Below are 16,585 nucleotides of genomic sequence, written 5' to 3'. Positions count from 1 at the left end.
GCGCATGGAAGACATACGCAAAGGACGCCCTTCACGCCGCCTGCTCGACCTGGCCTCTCGCAAGCGCGAGCCCGTTCCGCTAGAAAGCCAACCCCTAGAAATGCTGCTCTACGCCCTTTTCGGGAATCTCCAGGCCGCCCGTTCCATCGGCCAGGCCCTTCAGGGCGACATCCGCAACATCCACGGCTGGGACATCCGCGACCTGGAATCCCTACCCGGCGTGGGTAGGGGGGTTATTGGCAAGCTGGCAGCGCTGGTGGAAATAGTACGTCGGCTACACCAAAAGAAAGCGACCTAAGCCTGGGCCGCTTTGCACCGGCAGGTGGGCAAGCCCACCTGCACCGTCGTTTTGCACCTCCGCTCTGCGCTTGATTCTGTAGCGCAATCCGGCAAGCCTGAAAGCATGGCCTTTCGGCGCGTGCCTGTGGATTCAAACAAAGCACTTGGGCCGGGCACCTATGAAATCGTATCAGCCCACCAAAGCGGTGATGTTTCGCGGGTAACCCGATCCAACCTGGAGCGAGCCCTGCAAGCCAGGTACGGCCCGGGTGTGAAAGTCCTGGACTGGGGTAAAAAGGGCAGCGACCTGGTGATCCGGCTCCAGGTGACCGCCACCCCCACCGCCTCCACCTCGGGGGCCCAGGATCCGTGGGCCATAACCCCGGCCTTAAGCTGGTATACCCCGGATGACCTGATCCAGCCCGCCTTCCTTCCCGCGCTGCCGGTCATTTTCACCGCAGCGGCGGTCATAGCGATTCTGTATCTGACCTGGCGCATTGTAGCCACCATCAAAGAGACCGTGCAGCTCGTGCCGGAACAGGCCCGCTCGGTAGCGGTCACCGGCTCCGGCGTAGGCCTGGCCGCCCTGGGCCTGGGCGTTCTGGCCCTGGCGGTTTGGCCCAGAGGCAGGAGGTAGCATGTACCGGCGTAAAACCCGCAAACGCAAAGCCCGGAAGAGCCGGAGGTAAACCATGACCCTGAGGCTGCCAGAACCACTCTTGGCAGAACCGGTGGAGATGCCAGCTTCGCAACCTGAAGCGCCCCGCCAGGTGGAGGCCGTTCCCCTGGGGCCTGACGAACTCGATCCCGTTGTGACCCAGGCAGTGGAATCACAGCCCGAGGTATCCATGCCGAAAGCGGGGGCGGTTGAGAACGAAAAGGTTTCCGAAGAAAAAGCTGAGACTGCCAGACCTGCCCCCAAACCCATTCAGGGGTACGCCGTGGCCGTTCTGGGCGCGGTGCTGGTGGTGGCCGCGGCAGTCCTGGGTATGAAAGGAGGCACCGGTGCAACAACCCCCTGTGGGAACTGCGGCGGAAACAGAACCGGCGGTTCTGCGGTTTCCGGATCCGGCCCCATCATCTACTGACGAAGGCTTCCAGAACCTGGAAGACGACAAGGGGGAGGCCTCTTTCTCCGACCTTCCCCCCGAACCCCCACCCATCGAACCCTTTACCGGGGCCGATCTGGTTCAGGGGGCCACCTGGATGCTAATCCTGGGACTGAGGCTGCAAACCCAGGAAGAGGTGGAGGCCTTCACCCGGGCCTTCCAGGGGGGCGTACTCCCCATGCTCCCACCCGCCCCGGTGCTGGACGCGCTCAAGGTGGGGGAGGCCCTGGCCGCCTACGGTATTGGCAAGAACCGCCTGCCACTGCAAGGGGGCGTAGAGCATCTGCCCCCCTGGCTGCGCATCCTGCTGGGGGCGGGGGTGATGGCCATGAGCGTCTACGGAGGTATGCGTGCAGTTCAGGAAATACGGGCTCGGAGTGCTCCTAATCCTCCTGCTGGGGGTAGTGCTGATGAACCAGTCCAGGCCTAGAAAAAGTGCATATCTGGTTTTAGACCCTGGGCACGGTGGGCGCGACCCTGGGGCGGTGGATCCCAATTCGGGAACCCGCGAAAGCGATCTCAACCTGGCGCAGGCCCTTACCCTCAAAGAGTACCTGGTGGCCCTGGGCTACACAGTGGGCTTCACCCGCACCACAGACGTGTTTGTTCCCCTGGCCGAGAGAACCCGCATGGCCCAGGCGCAGGGGGCCCGGGTTTTTGTCAGTGTGCACCACGACACCCCCACCGCTCCGGGCCCTGGGGTGTACTATTCCGCGCATCCGCTATCCCGGAGCCTGGCCGAACGGATTGCCGCAGTTCTGAGAGGGGCATGGGTTCGCCCTTCGTCTGCCAGTCGGTTTGGCCGGCTCTACATTGACGACTTTCCAGGCCCGGCGGTGCTGGTGGAGTTTGGCCCCACGCGCCCTGTTTCGCGGGAAGAGCGGATTGCACGGGCTCAAGCCGTCGCGTCTCCTATAGCGTCCTACGTGCAGGAGGTAGTGGTGTGAATTTTGATGCCATCAAAAACAACGCCTTCCCCATCGCCGTGCTGGCCGGTAGCCTCTACCTGGGCCTGGGCCGCCTAAAGAACCTGCGCGAAGGGCAGGGCTGCCCCAAGTGCGAGACCGCCCAGGCCGTGGTCGCCTTCGCCCTGGCCGCCTGGGCAGGGTGGGAGCTGTGGCAAAGCTACCAAGCCTAAGCTATTCTGGAAATATGGCCTTACCTGCTGCACTAGAAAAAGAACTCGAGCGCTTCAAGAAAGAATATGGTCCAGGTTGGAGTCAAAAAGCAGTTCGCCTTCTGGAAGAAGAAATCAAGCGTAAAAAAGCCAAAAAGAAACTGGCCGAATTCATGAAAGCGACAAGTGGACGGATCAAACTAAGCGAAAAGGAAATCTTCCAACGCCTTGAAAATCGTTCTTGACACTAATGTACTCATCGCTGCCTTGCTGAAAAAAGGCAAAGCCTATCGCTTGGTAGTCACTTTCGGTCTGGAAAAAGAACGCTTTGAAATTGTCACTGCCATTGAGCAACTAAATGAACTCAAACGGGTGCTACGGGAAAAATTCCCTGGGGTGTTATCTCCCCAAGAGATAGGACACTTCATCTCGCTTTTTCGACAAGCAGCAATCCTGGTGCGGCCCACTCAAGGGGTTAAAGCTTCGCCTGACCCGGATGACGACATCATCTTGGCTATCGCGGTAGCCAGCAAAGCTGATTACCTCGTCAGCGGAGATAAAAACCATCTACTGCAACTCAAAAAAATCAACAGCACAAAAATCGTCAGCCTTTCCTGGTTATTGAAAAAAATCGCACCCTATGGCCGGTAGACAGACCTTCCGCATCCTCATCGTGGGCAAGTCGGGGTCGGGGAAGTCCACCCTGGCCCGTCAAATCCTGCTTCGCATGATGGGGCGCTTCCGAAAGCTGGTCATCGTCAACCGCAAAACGGAGTTCTCCGACCTTTGCGAGGCCCGTTTCCGGGTAAAGGAAGAAGGCGATCCAAGCCGGGCCCTGCGGCGTCACAGCAGGGTCTTCTTCCACGTCACGGGCTACGACCCGCGCGCTTTCCTGGATGCCCTGGGAGCGGAGATCATGCGCCAGCGGGATGTTTTGTTGCTGGTGGATGAGGCCTACCACTTCTTTCCCCGAGGGGCGGTGCCCAAAGGGTTGTTTGAGGTTCTCACCGGGGGGCGCGAGGCCGGGCATAACGCCATCTTCGTGACCCAGATGCTCCAGGGCCTTACCGGGGGGATAGACCCCGGCGTGCGCAAGCAGGCCTCCCACCTGGTCACCTTCCGGGTCACCGAGCCCAACGACGTGCGGGCAGTTTCCGAGCACTTCCCCGAGCTGGGCGAGCGGGTGCGCACCCTGGCCCGCCCGGACGACGGCCTGCCCCCGGAGTACGGTGTAAAGAACCTGGATCGGGAAGAGGGGGGCCTGGTGCTGCGCAACCCCCAAAACCCCCGGCGCAGGATGTGGGTGCGTTTGTAGAGCCAGACGCAACAAGTACACCCCGGCAGGTCAAAGCAGCCTGCCGGGGTGTACTTTAGGGCCGCTTTGACCTGCCGCTTTGCACCTTCCCCTTGCGCTTGCTTTTCAGGCCAGCGGCTGCCCACGCTGGTATCGGTAAGGAGGAGTAATGGCGGAACAGGCGGCGATTCAAGCGGGCCGGGACATGCAAAAGCTAGCCAGCACCTCCAACCCCCTGGAGGTGGTGCAGAACCCAATTGTGGTCGCCACCTCCCTGGGCGTGTTGGGGGCCTATATGGCCCGCAAAACCATCTACACCAGTCGGCGTGACCTGTTTGGCTGGGCCGCTAAGGGCCCGGACGGCAAGGTGCGCTACTACAAGGTGGGCAGCGACGGAAAGCCCACCACCACGGAAGTGCCCAACGCCTACACCAATCGGCTGCTGCTGAACCTGGGCGGCGTTCTACTCGGAACCCTGCTCATCAACAACAAGCTGACCGATGACCCCATGGTGGACTACATCGGTCTGGGAGTCGCGGCAGGGTCGTTTGCAAATTTGGTCATGACCCTGCTGGCCATTGACTAGTGATTAGGAGGAAACATGCAGGAGGCTTTTAACCGCATCAAAACCATTCGGCCCAACGCCCGCCCCATCACCCTGATCAAGGGCGGCCCGGATTACCGCGACTACACCGGCAGGCAGCGGGTGAAGGTGGCGGAGTTCGTGGTGCCCCAGGGGGCTTCGTGGGTTATCGCCAACCCCCTGCCCGTGGTGCTGAAGCTCTACGATACGGATGGCAACCAGCTCCCCCACGACACCGACGTTTTCCTGGCCCGCAAGACCCGTGGCTTCGATGCGCCGGAGTTCCTGGGCAAAATCCAGTACGCCGGGTACTACGACCTGAGCGAGGCGCAACAGCGCGATGCGAAGTACTACCAGAACATCCTCGCCACCCTGAGCCCGGCCAAGGGCGGGGTAACCCCCCAGGGCTTTGCCTTCCGGGAGGGGGACATTCTGGAAGTTTACGTGGAATCCAGCGCGACGCCTGCCCTGGCCGACGCCCGTACCCGGATCGAACTGCCGGTGGGCGTGGACAACTCCACTATCTAGGCAGGAGGAACAATGGCTATCCTGGATAACCTTGGCAACCTGCTTCGGCGTGGCCTGGACACCTTTCGTGATTTGCCCCGCCTGGAAACCTCGAACTCCCAGCAGGCGGCTGCACCAGTTCGCCCGGCACCCGCAGCGGTGCAGATGAGCGACTGGGCCTTCGCCTGGATTGACGGGGAGGACATCGAAAGTACTGGCTTCCCCTACCGGGCCAACGAGTGGTTTCCGCTGGCCCAGATGCGCACCCCCGAGACCGCCCACTTCCGCGTTATGGCGGGGGAGAAACGCTTGCGCGTCTACCTGAAGGGGCAGCAGACCGTGGCCGGGCAGAACCTGGGCGCACCCCAGGCCCGCACCGTCAACCTGCCCTACCTGATCCAGAGCGCCCAGGGGGCCCCCACCCTGCCCTCTGCCTACCACCCCGACGTGGCGGTATGGGCCCAGGTGGGTGGGGTGTGGCAAAAACTCGTTATTACCAGCGTGAACTACGCCGGCGGCCAGGTAACATTCACCGAGCCGGCGGGGGTGCCCACCACCAGCAACATCGAGATTTACTACACCCATGCCGACGGCCAGTTCCGCTTCCGGGTGGCCCGGGACGCGGGCGGGATTGACGATAGTGTAGCGACGGTGTTCAACCAGTCCTTCGGCACCATGCACTCGGTTGACCAGAACAACCTGGAAACCATGCTGGCCTGGCCGCAGCAGGTGGAGCTGGTGCCGGGCACCCGGCTGGTGCTCGAGGTACGCACCACCCAGGTGCCCATGGTCTGGAACGACCGGGCGGGCCACTACGTCCACATCGCGGCCCTGGCCCGCCGGGTGCAGGTGCTGGATAAGGGCCAGATCAACCGCCTGGCCGAGCTGGAGAACCGGGCGGGGCTGTAAGGAGGGCGTAGCGTATGAGCTTCAGCACCGGCAACGCCTACCAGATCACCTTCAACGACAACAACCTGGCAACCAGCGGCCCGGCAGAGCCGCCGCTGTGGAAGCAGATCCTTGGCGGCCTGAGAGATGTGAGTTCCCTGTTAGACCCCTACATCTACACCGACCAGGAAAAGGCCCGGTACGACCTGCTGAAAGCACAGGCCGAAGCCGAAAAGGCCAGGGCCCTGGCCGAGGCCGAGAAAGCCAGGGCTGCCGGCATCGCGGTGCAACCCCAGCCCGCGGTGCCAGCCTGGGTCTGGGTGGTGGGGGCCGCCGCGCTGGTACTGGTGTTGGTCTTGATGCTGCGGGATTGAGATGGAGTTGCTTGGGTTTCTCGGAAGTGCGCTGGGGGGTCTCTTTGGGTTTCTTGGCGAAGATCGCAAAGCCAGGGCTATTGAAGAGGCCGCTCGAGCCCAGGTTCAGACCTCGCGGAACCTGGTGGACGGGGCCATTGCCCAGTGGGCCGAGCTGCGCCGGGCGGAGGAAGCCAAAGCCGCAGCCCAGCGTGACCTGGGCTACTGGCAGGAGGACACCCAGCGCACCCGCATCTACTACAACTACCAGGCCGCTCGTTCAGGCCAGGCCGCGCTGTTATTGGTTACCGGCGCGGGCCTGCTCGGCGTGATTCTGTGGAGGTTGGGGCGTGAAGCCGATTGAGGTATTCGCTGTTGTGGGCGCCGGAGGCCTGGCCGCCTTTGGGCTGTACACCTACGCCAGGAGCCGGCCCAAAGCGGAGGAGACGGTGCCCGGCATCCCGCCCCAGGTGCCCACCCACCCCGGCGTTTCGGGTCAGTCAGGGCAGGAGCGCACCAGTTTGTGCCAGGTGCTCACCGGATACCGCTCCAAATTGAAAGAGTACGAAGACCTGCGGGCCGATGCCGAAAAAAAGATGCGCGACCTGGAAAGCCTGGCCCAGGGCAACTGCCGCAGTTACGCCCAGGATCCCACCTTCCAGTACCACTGCAACGGCTTTCCAATATGCGGTATCAACGAATGGTGGACAGTAAGCGGCACCCAGACCAACCAGGACGCCTACAACGCCTGCATGACCTTCCTGCAGGCCGGGGGTGGCCTCGAGCAGCGCAAACACCCCAAAAAAGAAGGCAGCTCCTGGGACGATACCTGGGCGGACATTGACCGCATCAACAGCCAGATCGGGGCCGCCTATAACCAGGTGCAGAATCTGCGCAACCAGTACCAGGAGGCCCAGCGCCAGGCGGAAGAAGCGCGGCAGCAGATCAACAACCTGCGCCGCCGGATTGCTGATCTGGAAGCCCAGGGGGTGTTTTGCTGATGGAATTCCTGGACGCCGTGGACAAGGGCCTGGGGGTGGTGGCCTTTCTGGCTTTTCTGAAGCTGGTCTTCAGCGATCTGCAGGAGATAAAAGCGGCCATGAGGCAGATAGAAAAACACCTGGCGATCCAGGTTGAACTATCGGCCCAGGCCAGGGCCAGGAAAAAAGAAGAGGTGCGAAATGGACGCTAAAACCCTTGTTTTGCTTGCGGTGGGAGGTGTGCTGGTGTACTTCGGCTGGAAGGCCCTGGGCCAGCCCCAGGCGCAGACCGACCCGGCCGAACCAGACAACCAGCAGCAAGAGCAGCCCGGCTCCGGCTGGAACGACGGATGGAACCCCGACTATCAGAACCCCGGCGGGGGTGCACCGGGCTTTGGCTACGGCTCGTTCAGCAACCCCTGCGCGATCTTCCCAAGCCTCTGCCGCCCTTCGACGCCGCTTGGAGGGTATGAGATATGAACTGGGTCTGGTGGCTGGTGGGCGGTCTGGGCGTGGCCGGTGTGGGGCTATATGTCGCTTCCCAGGCTGGGACGCAACCACCACCTCAAGCTCAACAACCGCCTCAAACTACTTCGCCCCCAACCCCTGCTGGTGATACAGGCTATATCACCTGCATGGCAGCCTGGCCCTGTGCGGATGGTTCTACCCAATCCGGCTGCAGCGCACAGGCAGCCTGCGCCAACCACGGGGGGCCGGCTACGGCGGGCAGAATAGCCATCGTTGAAAGAAAAAGCGATCTTGCTTGGAACCAAACAAAACAAACCCCGATTAGTGATACAGGCTTCATCACCTGCATGGCAGCCTGGCCCTGTGCGGATGGTTCTACCCAGTCCGGCTGCAGCGCACAGGCGGCCTGCGCCAACCACGGGGGGCCGGCTACGGCGGGCAGAATAGCCATTGCCTACGATAGCGACCTTGCTTGGAACCAAACAGAACAAACCCCGATTTGGGATCGCATCTAGGGGGATAGGGTGAACTGGACTGACTTTATACCATCTGGAAACCTATGGATCGTCTGGCTGCTCCAGGCCGCCCTGGCTGTGGGAGTGATAGCGCTGGCGGCTGGCGCGTTGATCGCCATCCTGGGCAAGATTCCCATAGTGGGGCCCATCCTGGCGGGGATCGTGCGCATCATCGCCGGGAACTACGAGCGCTGGCTGTCGGAGCGCGTTCCCAAACTGGCCGAGCAGGTGGTGCTCAGCGTTGAGGAACGGTATCGCAAAAGTAACCTTTCCTTTGAAGAACGGGCCCAGACCAAGCTGGAGGAGGCCATTTCTGCCTTGCAGCAGATGGCCCCAGGCCTGGGCCGCGATATCGCCCAGCGGCAGGTAGAGGCCGCGCTATCGCGCATTCGGGCTACCGGGATGGAGCAGAAAGCAGGAGGTGCAAAGTGAACTTTCAAGATGGCGTGCAGGTAGGCGCTGGCTTTGTGGTAGGCGCAGCGCTGGTCTGGTTAGGGATCATTTTGATTCTGGCGATTCTGGGGGCCCTCCTTGGACGAGATGGCAGCGGCAACCAATAGCGGAACGAACCTCTGGCAGGCCTACAAGCAGGGGGTGGGGGTGGGCCTGGGGCTCCTCACGGTCTACGCCCTGGCCCTGCTCATCCTGGCCCTGCTGATTCGGCAAAGCGTAGGCAACCTGCCCACCCAGCCCCCGCAAGAAGGAGGCCCTAAATGTTCAACCTCTTGGGCATGAAGCCGGAAGAAATCATCACTCAGGCCCAAAGCGCAGTGAAGGCCCTGGAAGAAAAGCTGACCTGCCTGGAGGACAGGCTGGCGGCCATCCAGCGCACCCTGGAGTACGAGTACGGGCGGCCCCGGCGGGACGTGGCCGGGCACGACCCGGCCCGGCTGCCCCTGATCTCCCAGATTGACGTATATGGCATTCCTACTGGCGAAGTCTTTGGTTACAACCGCTCCCACCTAGACGTAGCGGGTGTATTAGGAAAGCCCGCCACAAGAGGCCACTTAGTTAACATGGGATACAGTAACGTTCAAATCTGGTTCTCTTATGGTTCCTCCAAAGTGGGGCCATATATTCTACCGCCATCAGCAGCTCTGGAGATCTCTTTCCTTGTAGAAAAAGTGGAGTTTGAGGTGGATCTTGAAGGGGGCTATAGCAAGATCCAGGTGCTCTTTCAATGAAAGGAACTAATGAAAGTGTGTGTAACTCTCAACCGTGGACGCAAACGCATTAGCCGCAGTGTGCGATTTACGGGACATGTCAAAAGGGTAAGAATAGAGTGTCGAAGCGAAATCATCATTACATAGCCTGGGCCGTTTTAGGCGGCGCGGCCCTTCTGGCCCTGGCCGGGGGACGGGCGGCTTCGGCTCCTCGTGGTGGGGGAACCGTTGGTGCGCCGCCATCCCCTACCTGCCCCTACCCGCCCCCAGGCCCTCCGCCCCTGGATAAGAGCCGCTGGGATCTCATAGATCGCATCTATGCCCGTGTCGTGGAAGCTAACCCGCGCCTGAAAAATACCTCGTGCAGTGAGTGCGGGGGCCGCTCGCTGGCGGCGGTGGTGGCCGGGGCCCTGGCCCAGGCCGAGGGGCTGGAGGTTCCCCCCGATCTGGTGGTGGCGGTAGCCTGGCGCGAGAGCACCTTCAACCCGCATGTAGACCGGGTAGCGGAGGCCCTGCGAATAAGTAACAACGGGGCCAACTGCGCTTCGGGTACGGAGATTGGCCCCATGCAGGTCAAGCCGTGCGCGTTCAAAACCGTTCGGCTTGATCCAACGCTCCTGCTAAACATGCCCACGCCGGTGCGGATTCAGTACGCGGTGTCTGCGGGCATTCTCTACTTGCGCTGGCTGAAAAACACCCGTCTGCCCGGTGCATCCTGGTGTGACGTGCTGCACGCCTACAACGTGGGGCCGGGGGCCTTCCTGGCGGGGCAGCGGAATGCAGCATATGTGCAGGCCGTTCTGGGTAGGGCGGGGGAGTATTCGGAGTTGAGGGTTTAGGTGTCAATAAGGTGTCAAACGATAACCCCAGCCTTTAGCAAGCTGGGGTTTTAGCGTTCTGGACGTGGCGCGCCCGGGAGGATTCGAACCCCCGACCTACCGCTTAGAAGGCGGCTGCTCTATCCACTGAGCTACGGGCGCGCGAAAAGCCCACACTGGGCCAGCGTTAGTTTAGCAGACAAAGGGCTAAAGTAGAAAACCGCCTCGAGGGCGGTTATTTGGAGCGGGAGACGGGATTCGAACCCGCGACATTCAGCTTGGAAGGCTGACGCTCTACCAACTGAGCTACTCCCGCGCGAGGTGCGTCCTGGGGCGCATGGTCGGGGAGACTGGATTCGAACCAGCGACCCTCTGCTCCCAAAGCAGATGCGCTACCAGACTGCGCTACTCCCCGATTGTGCGTTTGGCTCACCTGCCAGAACGCAACAACAAAGATAACATGACCAGCAAGAAACGGTCAAACATCGCGCCGACCAGCTCAAATTACAAACCATTGACAAAAGGGGTTGGCCCCACTATATTTATTTGTTGCTTGGGCTGTTAGCTCAATTGGTAGAGCAACTGACTCTTAATCAGTGGGTTGCAGGTTCGAGTCCTGCACGGCCCACCAAGTCCAGGACGAGAAAAACCCGAGGGTAAGCATCCCTCGGGTTAGTCCTTTTGCGGTTTGTGGATCCAAGCCTGGGCTCGGGGTTAGAAAATTGTTTTCACCTCCGCTGCCCACCCTGGCCGTTCGTGATAGACCTTCCCCAAGGGAAGCGCGATGGCAAATAACCCAGTAATTTTCATGTCTGATGGTAGATTGAACCCAGCGTGCGTACCATGAGGCTTTACAACTCGAGCAAATCGCGCAAACAGCTAGTTTTTAGTTTGCTGGCTCTGCTTGGCTGGGGTGTGGTTTCGTTTCTATATCTCCCAGATACCTACCAGGCCTTTAGCTTTTTGCTTTTGATGCCCTGGGTCTGGAGCAGTGGCTCTGGCAGTTTGCGCTGGGTGGTGCCGTTGGTACTGGTATATACGCTGCTGCAACACCTATACCCAACGCCCAACCTTAGCATTGACAGCCTCCTGGTAACCGTGCTTCCTGGACTGATTGCGCTGGGCTTTGTGGCGTGGTTGCGTGAGCGCGACAGACTCAAGCAGAAGGGGCTCGAGGATTCTTTGCGCTCCATGCACCTCCTGGAAGAGGCGAGCCTGAGCATCAGCATGGCCAGCGATCCCCTCGAGCTTACCGAAAATGCCATGACTTATCTGCACAACCTGGGCGTTGCCCCGCACCTGGCCTTCGTGCGCTTCCGTGAGGGCAAGCCGGTGGTGGTGAGCGCGCGTGGGGCCCTCGAGCGCTACCGTGGGCGTCACCTGCCCCAGCAAAAACTGAGCACCCACGCCTCCCTCACCGACAGCTTTACGGTGGGTAACTACCTCGAGGGCATCCCAGAAAGTGTAGGTTGGTCCACGGCCGCGGTGCCGGTTTCGGCTCGGCAGAAGCGCCCTTTGGGCGTGGTCATTCTGGCCCGAGAGGGAAATAAACCCTTTCAGCCAGAAGAAAAAGCCATTGCCAACTCGCTCATTCGGGTGATGGGGGCTCAGCTTGGGCAGATGGAGGCCCTCAAGCAGCTCGAAGACGCCTACGATGGTACACTGCGCGCTTTGGGCCTGGCGCTGGAATTCCGCGACCATGAGACCCAGGGTCATACCAAGCGGGTGGTGGCCTGGTCCGATCAACTCGCGCAGGATGTGGGCCTCGATGCTTCTATGCGCAAGTTTCTACGCTGGGGGGCCTACCTGCACGATATCGGCAAACTCTCCATCCCCGACAACATTCTGCGCAAGCCCGATAAGCTCAACGATGAAGAATGGGAGATTATGAAAAGCCACGTGGTGAGGGGTTGGGAGATGCTCTCGCGGGTGCCCTTTCTGCCCCAGGAAACCCTGGAGGTGGTGCGTCACCATCACGAAAACTGGGATGGTAGCGGTTACCCCGACGGCCTGAAAGGGCAGGATATCCCCATCCTGGCCCGTATCTTTGCGGTGGTGGATACCTTCGATGCGCTGTATAGCCCCCGCCCCTACAAGCGGGCCTGGAAACCTGCGGAAATTATCGAGGAGCTTAACCGGCTCAAGGGGAAAAAGCTCGATCCCAAGCTGGTTGACATCTTTATCAAGCGCATCACCTCGCCCTCCGGCAAGGAGGCCATGGAGGTTGCCAACCCCAGCAAAGCTGGTTTTAAGGCTTAGCCGCCAACCTGGTGAGCCCGGCATGGCCTGGTGTGCCGGTTGCGCTCTAATACCGGATTCAAAAAGATAATCTTCAAACAAAAAACATTCAGAGGCTATCTTTTTGAATCCTAGAGCACACCCCTCGCTACGCTCGGCGAAGAAAGCGTATCCCTTCCAAGGGGCGGTATCGCCCTCCGCTACGCGGATAACTTCGGTCGGGTTAGTTCGCCGCCTTCCGGCACCGAACTAACCGAATCTGGTATAACACCGTTTCCACTTGAATCTTTGTAGAAAACTCGGCATATCGCTAAGGCTTCCAAAGGCGAACAGTACTGCCGGAATGCGTATAAAATAGCCTGCAATGCAGCTTTTCCCTCCCTTACAACCCACCCCACTGGCCGAAATTTTTTACGCCCGAGTACCCAAAGGTGAGCCCTGGGCCTGGGTTTTGAGCAAACGCATACTCGCCGACGAGGCCCTGGCCCGCCGCCTGTTGAGGGAGCCTCTAAGCCCTGGTCTGGCCGACTGGATCGACCTGGAGCTGGCGCGGCTGCGCAGGGAGCTGGATCACCTTAGAAAAGAGCACCCTTTTTCCGATTTTGGATACCTCGAGCCCAGTCCGGCCGAAGCCCTGGCCCTGGAGGCCCTGCTGAGGGGCTCTGCTGCTTCTGTGCAGGCCCTCTACCAGGCGTATGGCTATGGAATCTATGCCTATCACACCGCCTTTATCTTCGATGGGCAGATGGAGCCTGTTGAGAAACCCGATCCGGCTTGCTTCGATGATCTGGTGGGGTATAACCGCCAGATTGGTATGCTGCGCTCCAACATCGAACGCTTTTTGGCCGGCAAACCGGCGGTGCCGATGCTGCTGTACGGGGCTCGAGGCTCCGGCAAATCCACCTCGGTAAAAGCCCTGCACACCCACTACGCCGCGCAAGGCCTGCGGCTGGTGGAGGTTTTATCCGAGGGATTGGATCGGCTTCCCGCCCTGATGGAGGAGCTGGCCCCGCTGCCGTTTCGCTTTGTGCTGTTCATGGACGACCTGGCCTTTGCCGAGGGGGATGAGCGGTTCCACCGGCTCAAGGTGCTGCTCGAGGGCGCGGTCTACGAACGGCCCGCCAACGTGCTGGTGGTGGCCACCTCCAACCGGCGCAACCTGGTCTCCCAGCACTGGGACGAGCGCCCCGAGCCGGGTGCGAACGACCCCGCGGCCTGGGACACCCTGCAGGACAAGCTGGCCCTGGCCGACCGCTTTGGGCTGGTGATCACCTTTCCGCCCTTCGATCAAGGGCTTTATCTGGAGGCCGTGGCCCACCTGCTCGGAAGGGAGCTGGACCCCGACACCCGCACGGCAGCCTTGCAGTTTGCCCTGGGGGGCCGGGGTTTTTCCGGGCGCACCGCCCGGCACTTTGTAAACCAGTGGGGCTAGATGGACTGGAAGAGGGCCTGCTGCCTGCGTGCAAGGGCGGCCCCGATGAAGCCAAAGAAGGGCGGCGAGACCCGCATGGGGCGGCTTTTGAGCTCGGGGTGGGCCTGCAGGCCAATAAAGAAGGGGTGATCGGCCAGCTCAATCGCCTCCACCAGTCCCTCACCACGTCCCTGCACACCGGGCGTAACCGCCGAGACCGTCAGGCCGCCCTCAATGAGCCGCTGCACGTAGGCGGGGTTGACCTCGTAGCGGTGACGGTGGCGCTCGTAGACCAGCTCCTTGCCGTAGAGCTTGTAGAGCAGGGTTTCGGGGTGAATGCGCATGGGCCAGTTGCCCAGCCGCATGGTGCCGCCCATCCCCTCAACCTCGAGCTGCTCGGGCATCAGGTCGATCACCGGGTGGGGGGTGTAGGGGTCGAACTCGGTGCTGTTGGCCCCCTCGAGGCCCAGCACGTTCCGGGCGTACTCGATCACCGCGATCTGCAGCCCCAGGCAGATGCCAAAATAGGGCACCCGATTCTCGCGGGCGTAGCGGGCCGCCAGGATCTTGCCCTCCACCCCCCGGATGCCGAAGCCCGGCCCCACCAGCACACCGTCCACATCGCCCAGCAACTCGGCGGCCTTGCCCAGGTCGCTAATTTCCTCGGCGTTGACCCACTTGACGTTGACCCGTGCGTCGTGGGCGATGCCGGCGTGGCGGAAACCTTCCAGGATGCTCAGGTAGGCATCGGGCATCTTCACGTACTTGCCCACGAAGGCCACCGTCACCTCGGCTGCGGGCTGCTTGAGCTTACGCACGGCGTTCTGCCAGAAGCTCAGATTGGGCTGGATGGGCTCGAGGCCGAGCTTTTTCTCCACCACCCGCCCCAAACCCTGCTCCTCCAGCACCAGAGGCATCTCGTAGAGGTGCTGCACGGTGGGGCTGCTGAAGACTTCGCCGGCGTGCACGTTGGTGAACAGGGCCACCTTTTTGCGCACATCCTCCGGCACCATCTTTTCCGAGCGCAGCACCAGCACATCGGGCTGGATGCCCACCCCGCGCAGGGTGGAGACCGAGTGCTGGGTGGGTTTGGTTTTGAACTCCTCGGAGGCAGCGAGGTAGGGCACCAGCGTCAGATGCAGGTACATCAGATCCTGGTCGTCTTCGTCGAACTGAAACTGGCGGATGGCCTCCAGGAAGGGCAGGCTCTCGATATCGCCCACCGTACCCCCCACCTCCACCACCACAATATCGGCGTTTTGCTCCTGGGCGGTGCGGCGGATGCGCTCTTTGATCTCGTCGGTGATGTGGGGAATGACCTGCACAGTCTGGGAGAGGTACTCCCCGCGCCGCTCCTTCTGGATCACCGACAGATACACCTGGCCGGTGGTGAGGTTGTTGGCCCGCGAGAGGTCGATGTCCAGAAAGCGCTCGTAGTGGCCGATGTCCAGGTCGGTCTCGGCCCCATCGCCGGTGACGAAGACCTCCCCGTGCTCGTAGGGGCGCATGGTGCCGGCATCCACGTTGACGTATGGGTCAATTTTGATAGCGGTCACCCGGTAGCCCCGCCCCCGCAGGATGGCCCCCAGGCTCGAGGTAAGGATGCCCTTGCCCAGACTGCTCACCACACCGCCGGTCACAAAAATGTATTTCATAAACAAACCCCCGTGCTGCGCTACCAGATGCAGCGCTACGAAAACTTGGCTCATTAACGCTCAACCCCTGCGGTAGAGCAGCCAAACTATCACGGGACTTGATCGTACCACGCCGGGCCCCCGTTGTGTCCAGAGCCATTTACTCTTCGTGTGGCCAAAAAAGTTTGACTTGGTACAATCTATTCATGGCGCGCGCCGCAAGCCTGTCCTCCGAGGTTGCACCGGGCATATTTGCCATCCCGGTTCCCATCCCGTACCCCTTCAAGTATGTGAACTGCTATCTGCTGTTACCCGGCCCAGACACCACCGACGGCCCGGTGCTGGTAGACTGCGCGCTCGACACCCCAGAGGCCAGGAGTAGCCTCGAGGCCGCCTTGCGCGAGCACGGCCTGGGGTTTGGCGACCTCGAGCACCTCGTCGTCACCCACCACCACCCCGACCACTACGGCCTGGCCGGGCTGATCGAGGCCCAGGGGCCTACGGTCTGGATGCTGGACGTGGAAAAGGCTCGAGGGCACATCTTCTGGAGCGAGCCCGAGGAGATGACCCGCATTGGGCAGGAGTTATTCCAGCGGCACGGGGTGAGCGAGGCCTACCTGAGCGACCTGGGCAGGGAGATGGCCAAAACCCGCAGCCGGGTGCATCCGGCCCGGAACCTTCAAACCTTTGCTGATGGACAGATCCTTTCGTTCGCAGGCATGCGGTTCCGCGCGGTCTGGACGCCCGGCCACGCCGACGGCCACGCCATGCTGCTGCGCGAGTCGGATGGTGTGCTGCTGGCCGGCGACCAGATCCTGGAGCGCATCTCGCCCAACATCGGCCTCTGGGCCTACTCGTACCCCAACCCTTTGCAGCACTACTTCGAGTCGCTGGCAAAAACCGCCGCCCTGGGGGCCTCGCTGGCCCTGCCGGGGCACTACCGCCCCATCCAGGAGATCGCCGGGCGCGTAGCCGAACTCGAGGCCCACCACCGGGAGCGGCTGGGTTTCCTGCTCGGCCTTATGGACAGCACGCCCCAGACCTGCTGGCAGCTATCGCTGGGGCTGTTTCCGGGCGACCTCAACCTGGCCCAGCGGCGCTTCGCCTGGTCGGAGACGCTGGCGCACCTGGAGTACCTGGTGGCCGAGGGGCAGGTAAAGCGCCTCGAGCTTGACGGGGTCGTTCACTATAGCCGCACTTAGGGGCTTCTGCTTCGCTGGCCCTTGCT

Annotated in this window: 25 protein-coding genes and 4 tRNA genes; 25 read left to right on the top strand and 4 right to left on the bottom strand. The window is 61.4% G+C overall.

What is annotated here, in order from left to right:
- Positions 1-4 precede the first annotated feature (4 nt).
- From MTAI_RS07905 to MTAI_RS07810, 21 genes are all read left to right on the top strand, one after another.
- Positions 5-298, top strand: a complete 294-nt coding sequence (locus tag MTAI_RS07905; protein ID WP_187388525.1) for a hypothetical protein — start codon at positions 5-7, stop codon at positions 296-298.
- A gap of 252 nt (positions 299-550) precedes the next feature.
- Complete coding sequence (locus tag MTAI_RS07900; protein ID WP_245453101.1) at positions 551-916, top strand: hypothetical protein; 366 nt, start codon at positions 551-553, stop codon at positions 914-916.
- 368 nt (positions 917-1,284) lie between these two features.
- Positions 1,285-1,818 carry a hypothetical protein gene (locus MTAI_RS15305; RefSeq protein ID WP_245391978.1) on the top strand — a complete coding sequence of 178 codons (534 nt, stop codon included), beginning with the start codon at positions 1,285-1,287 and terminating at the stop codon, positions 1,816-1,818.
- Positions 1,799-2,335 (top strand): N-acetylmuramoyl-L-alanine amidase, encoded by a 537-nt coding sequence (locus tag MTAI_RS07890; protein WP_187388523.1) that lies wholly within the window; start codon positions 1,799-1,801, stop codon positions 2,333-2,335. Before MTAI_RS15305 ends, MTAI_RS07890 begins: the two co-directional genes overlap by 20 nt.
- Complete coding sequence (locus MTAI_RS07885) at positions 2,332-2,526, top strand: hypothetical protein (protein WP_027888423.1); 195 nt, start codon at positions 2,332-2,334, stop codon at positions 2,524-2,526. Before MTAI_RS07890 ends, MTAI_RS07885 begins: the two co-directional genes overlap by 4 nt.
- Positions 2,527-2,540: 14 nt before the next feature.
- Positions 2,541-2,750, top strand: a complete 210-nt coding sequence (locus MTAI_RS07880) for a hypothetical protein (protein ID WP_013013698.1) — start codon at positions 2,541-2,543, stop codon at positions 2,748-2,750.
- Complete coding sequence (locus tag MTAI_RS07875) at positions 2,734-3,156, top strand: putative toxin-antitoxin system toxin component, PIN family (protein WP_013013699.1); 423 nt, start codon at positions 2,734-2,736, stop codon at positions 3,154-3,156. The genes MTAI_RS07880 and MTAI_RS07875 overlap by 17 nt, the downstream gene beginning before the upstream one ends.
- The gene (locus tag MTAI_RS07870; protein WP_013013700.1) at positions 3,146-3,820 is read left to right on the top strand and encodes an AAA family ATPase; all 675 of its coding nucleotides are present in this window, start codon (positions 3,146-3,148) and stop codon (positions 3,818-3,820) included. Before MTAI_RS07875 ends, MTAI_RS07870 begins: the two co-directional genes overlap by 11 nt.
- 148 nt (positions 3,821-3,968) lie before the next feature.
- Positions 3,969-4,385: a hypothetical protein gene (locus MTAI_RS07865; protein ID WP_013012388.1), complete on the top strand. Its 417-nt coding sequence runs from the start codon at positions 3,969-3,971 to the stop codon at positions 4,383-4,385.
- A gap of 15 nt (positions 4,386-4,400) precedes the next feature.
- Positions 4,401-4,910: a hypothetical protein gene (locus tag MTAI_RS07860; protein WP_187388522.1), complete on the top strand. Its 510-nt coding sequence runs from the start codon at positions 4,401-4,403 to the stop codon at positions 4,908-4,910.
- A gap of 12 nt (positions 4,911-4,922) precedes the next feature.
- A complete protein-coding gene (locus MTAI_RS07855; protein WP_013012386.1) occupies positions 4,923-5,798 on the top strand; it encodes a hypothetical protein in 876 nt (291 codons plus the stop codon).
- A 14-nt stretch (positions 5,799-5,812) separates the two neighbouring features.
- The gene (locus MTAI_RS07850) at positions 5,813-6,151 is read left to right on the top strand and encodes a hypothetical protein (RefSeq protein WP_027888421.1); all 339 of its coding nucleotides are present in this window, start codon (positions 5,813-5,815) and stop codon (positions 6,149-6,151) included.
- Between the two features lies 1 nt (position 6,152).
- Positions 6,153-6,494, top strand: coding sequence for a hypothetical protein (locus MTAI_RS07845; RefSeq protein ID WP_013012384.1), 342 nt, complete (start codon positions 6,153-6,155; stop codon positions 6,492-6,494).
- Positions 6,481-7,131 carry a coiled-coil domain-containing protein gene (locus MTAI_RS07840; RefSeq protein WP_187388521.1) on the top strand — a complete coding sequence of 217 codons (651 nt, stop codon included), beginning with the start codon at positions 6,481-6,483 and terminating at the stop codon, positions 7,129-7,131. The genes MTAI_RS07845 and MTAI_RS07840 overlap by 14 nt, the downstream gene beginning before the upstream one ends.
- On the top strand, positions 7,131-7,322 hold the full coding sequence (locus tag MTAI_RS07835; protein WP_013012382.1) for a hypothetical protein: 192 nt from the start codon (positions 7,131-7,133) through the stop codon (positions 7,320-7,322). The genes MTAI_RS07840 and MTAI_RS07835 overlap by 1 nt, the downstream gene beginning before the upstream one ends.
- A complete protein-coding gene (locus tag MTAI_RS07830) occupies positions 7,312-7,590 on the top strand; it encodes a hypothetical protein (protein WP_013012381.1) in 279 nt (92 codons plus the stop codon). Before MTAI_RS07835 ends, MTAI_RS07830 begins: the two co-directional genes overlap by 11 nt.
- 512 nt (positions 7,591-8,102) lie before the next feature.
- Entirely contained in the window at positions 8,103-8,525 is a 423-nt protein-coding gene (locus tag MTAI_RS07825) for a hypothetical protein (RefSeq protein ID WP_187388520.1), read from the top strand.
- Entirely contained in the window at positions 8,522-8,653 is a 132-nt protein-coding gene (locus MTAI_RS15605; RefSeq protein ID WP_268766456.1) for a hypothetical protein, read from the top strand. Before MTAI_RS07825 ends, MTAI_RS15605 begins: the two co-directional genes overlap by 4 nt.
- Complete coding sequence (locus MTAI_RS07820; protein ID WP_036198088.1) at positions 8,634-8,828, top strand: hypothetical protein; 195 nt, start codon at positions 8,634-8,636, stop codon at positions 8,826-8,828. The genes MTAI_RS15605 and MTAI_RS07820 overlap by 20 nt, the downstream gene beginning before the upstream one ends.
- The gene (locus MTAI_RS07815) at positions 8,807-9,277 is read left to right on the top strand and encodes a hypothetical protein (protein ID WP_036198912.1); all 471 of its coding nucleotides are present in this window, start codon (positions 8,807-8,809) and stop codon (positions 9,275-9,277) included. The genes MTAI_RS07820 and MTAI_RS07815 overlap by 22 nt, the downstream gene beginning before the upstream one ends.
- Before the next feature lie 308 nt (positions 9,278-9,585).
- Positions 9,586-10,095, top strand: coding sequence for a transglycosylase SLT domain-containing protein (locus MTAI_RS07810; RefSeq protein ID WP_187388519.1), 510 nt, complete (start codon positions 9,586-9,588; stop codon positions 10,093-10,095).
- Between the two features lie 65 nt (positions 10,096-10,160).
- Here MTAI_RS07810 and MTAI_RS07805 read toward each other — a convergent pair.
- The 3 genes from MTAI_RS07805 to MTAI_RS07795 all read right to left on the bottom strand — a co-directional run bounded on the left by MTAI_RS07805 (position 10,161) and on the right by MTAI_RS07795 (position 10,489).
- A tRNA-Arg gene (locus tag MTAI_RS07805) sits at positions 10,161-10,236 on the bottom strand.
- Between the two features lie 78 nt (positions 10,237-10,314).
- Positions 10,315-10,390: transfer RNA gene (locus MTAI_RS07800), tRNA-Gly, on the bottom strand.
- 22 nt (positions 10,391-10,412) lie between these two features.
- Positions 10,413-10,489: transfer RNA gene (locus tag MTAI_RS07795), tRNA-Pro, on the bottom strand.
- Between the two features lie 140 nt (positions 10,490-10,629).
- Here MTAI_RS07795 and MTAI_RS07790 point away from each other — a divergent pair.
- The 3 genes from MTAI_RS07790 to MTAI_RS07780 all read left to right on the top strand — a co-directional run bounded on the left by MTAI_RS07790 (position 10,630) and on the right by MTAI_RS07780 (position 13,744).
- A tRNA-Lys gene (locus tag MTAI_RS07790) sits at positions 10,630-10,705 on the top strand.
- A 284-nt stretch (positions 10,706-10,989) separates the two neighbouring features.
- Positions 10,990-12,333: an HD-GYP domain-containing protein gene (locus MTAI_RS07785; RefSeq protein ID WP_223299577.1), complete on the top strand. Its 1,344-nt coding sequence runs from the start codon at positions 10,990-10,992 to the stop codon at positions 12,331-12,333.
- Positions 12,334-12,676: 343 nt separating this feature from the next.
- Positions 12,677-13,744 (top strand): ATP-binding protein, encoded by a 1,068-nt coding sequence (locus MTAI_RS07780; RefSeq protein ID WP_027888268.1) that lies wholly within the window; start codon positions 12,677-12,679, stop codon positions 13,742-13,744.
- Here MTAI_RS07780 and MTAI_RS07775 read toward each other — a convergent pair.
- Positions 13,741-15,378 carry a CTP synthase gene (locus MTAI_RS07775; protein ID WP_027888269.1) on the bottom strand — a complete coding sequence of 546 codons (1,638 nt, stop codon included), beginning with the start codon at positions 15,376-15,378 and terminating at the stop codon, positions 13,741-13,743. The genes MTAI_RS07780 and MTAI_RS07775 overlap by 4 nt on opposite strands.
- Before the next feature lie 185 nt (positions 15,379-15,563).
- Here MTAI_RS07775 and MTAI_RS07770 point away from each other — a divergent pair, with 185 nt between their 5' ends.
- The gene (locus MTAI_RS07770; RefSeq protein ID WP_027888270.1) at positions 15,564-16,559 is read left to right on the top strand and encodes an MBL fold metallo-hydrolase; all 996 of its coding nucleotides are present in this window, start codon (positions 15,564-15,566) and stop codon (positions 16,557-16,559) included.
- The last annotated feature ends 26 nt before the right edge of the window (positions 16,560-16,585 follow it).

The organism is Meiothermus taiwanensis WR-220, from assembly GCF_003568585.1.
GTDB classification, from domain to species: domain Bacteria; phylum Deinococcota; class Deinococci; order Deinococcales; family Thermaceae; genus Meiothermus; species Meiothermus taiwanensis.
This window is presented reverse-complemented; position numbering and strand designations above follow the sequence as displayed.

Bases quoted from the DNA above. Each gene is read 5' to 3' on its own strand.
- MTAI_RS07905 (WP_187388525.1), top strand. From the start codon at position 5: ATGGAAGACATACGCAAAGGACGCCCTTCACGCCGCCTGCTCGACCTG.
- MTAI_RS07890 (WP_187388523.1), top strand. From the start codon at position 1,799: ATGAACCAGTCCAGGCCTAGAAAAAGTGCATATCTGGTTTTAGACCCT.
- MTAI_RS07880 (WP_013013698.1), top strand. From the start codon at position 2,541: ATGGCCTTACCTGCTGCACTAGAAAAAGAACTCGAGCGCTTCAAGAAA.
- MTAI_RS07870 (WP_013013700.1), top strand. From the start codon at position 3,146: ATGGCCGGTAGACAGACCTTCCGCATCCTCATCGTGGGCAAGTCGGGG.
- MTAI_RS07865 (WP_013012388.1), top strand. From the start codon at position 3,969: ATGGCGGAACAGGCGGCGATTCAAGCGGGCCGGGACATGCAAAAGCTA.
- MTAI_RS07860 (WP_187388522.1), top strand. From the start codon at position 4,401: ATGCAGGAGGCTTTTAACCGCATCAAAACCATTCGGCCCAACGCCCGC.
- MTAI_RS07855 (WP_013012386.1), top strand. From the start codon at position 4,923: ATGGCTATCCTGGATAACCTTGGCAACCTGCTTCGGCGTGGCCTGGAC.
- MTAI_RS07850 (WP_027888421.1), top strand. From the start codon at position 5,813: ATGAGCTTCAGCACCGGCAACGCCTACCAGATCACCTTCAACGACAAC.
- MTAI_RS07845 (WP_013012384.1), top strand. From the start codon at position 6,153: ATGGAGTTGCTTGGGTTTCTCGGAAGTGCGCTGGGGGGTCTCTTTGGG.
- MTAI_RS07835 (WP_013012382.1), top strand. From the start codon at position 7,131: ATGGAATTCCTGGACGCCGTGGACAAGGGCCTGGGGGTGGTGGCCTTT.
- MTAI_RS07830 (WP_013012381.1), top strand. From the start codon at position 7,312: ATGGACGCTAAAACCCTTGTTTTGCTTGCGGTGGGAGGTGTGCTGGTG.
- MTAI_RS07820 (WP_036198088.1), top strand. From the start codon at position 8,634: ATGGCAGCGGCAACCAATAGCGGAACGAACCTCTGGCAGGCCTACAAG.
- MTAI_RS07815 (WP_036198912.1), top strand. From the start codon at position 8,807: ATGTTCAACCTCTTGGGCATGAAGCCGGAAGAAATCATCACTCAGGCC.
- MTAI_RS07780 (WP_027888268.1), top strand. From the start codon at position 12,677: ATGCAGCTTTTCCCTCCCTTACAACCCACCCCACTGGCCGAAATTTTT.
- MTAI_RS07775 (WP_027888269.1), bottom strand. From the start codon at position 15,378: ATGAAATACATTTTTGTGACCGGCGGTGTGGTGAGCAGTCTGGGCAAG.
- MTAI_RS07770 (WP_027888270.1), top strand. From the start codon at position 15,564: ATGGCGCGCGCCGCAAGCCTGTCCTCCGAGGTTGCACCGGGCATATTT.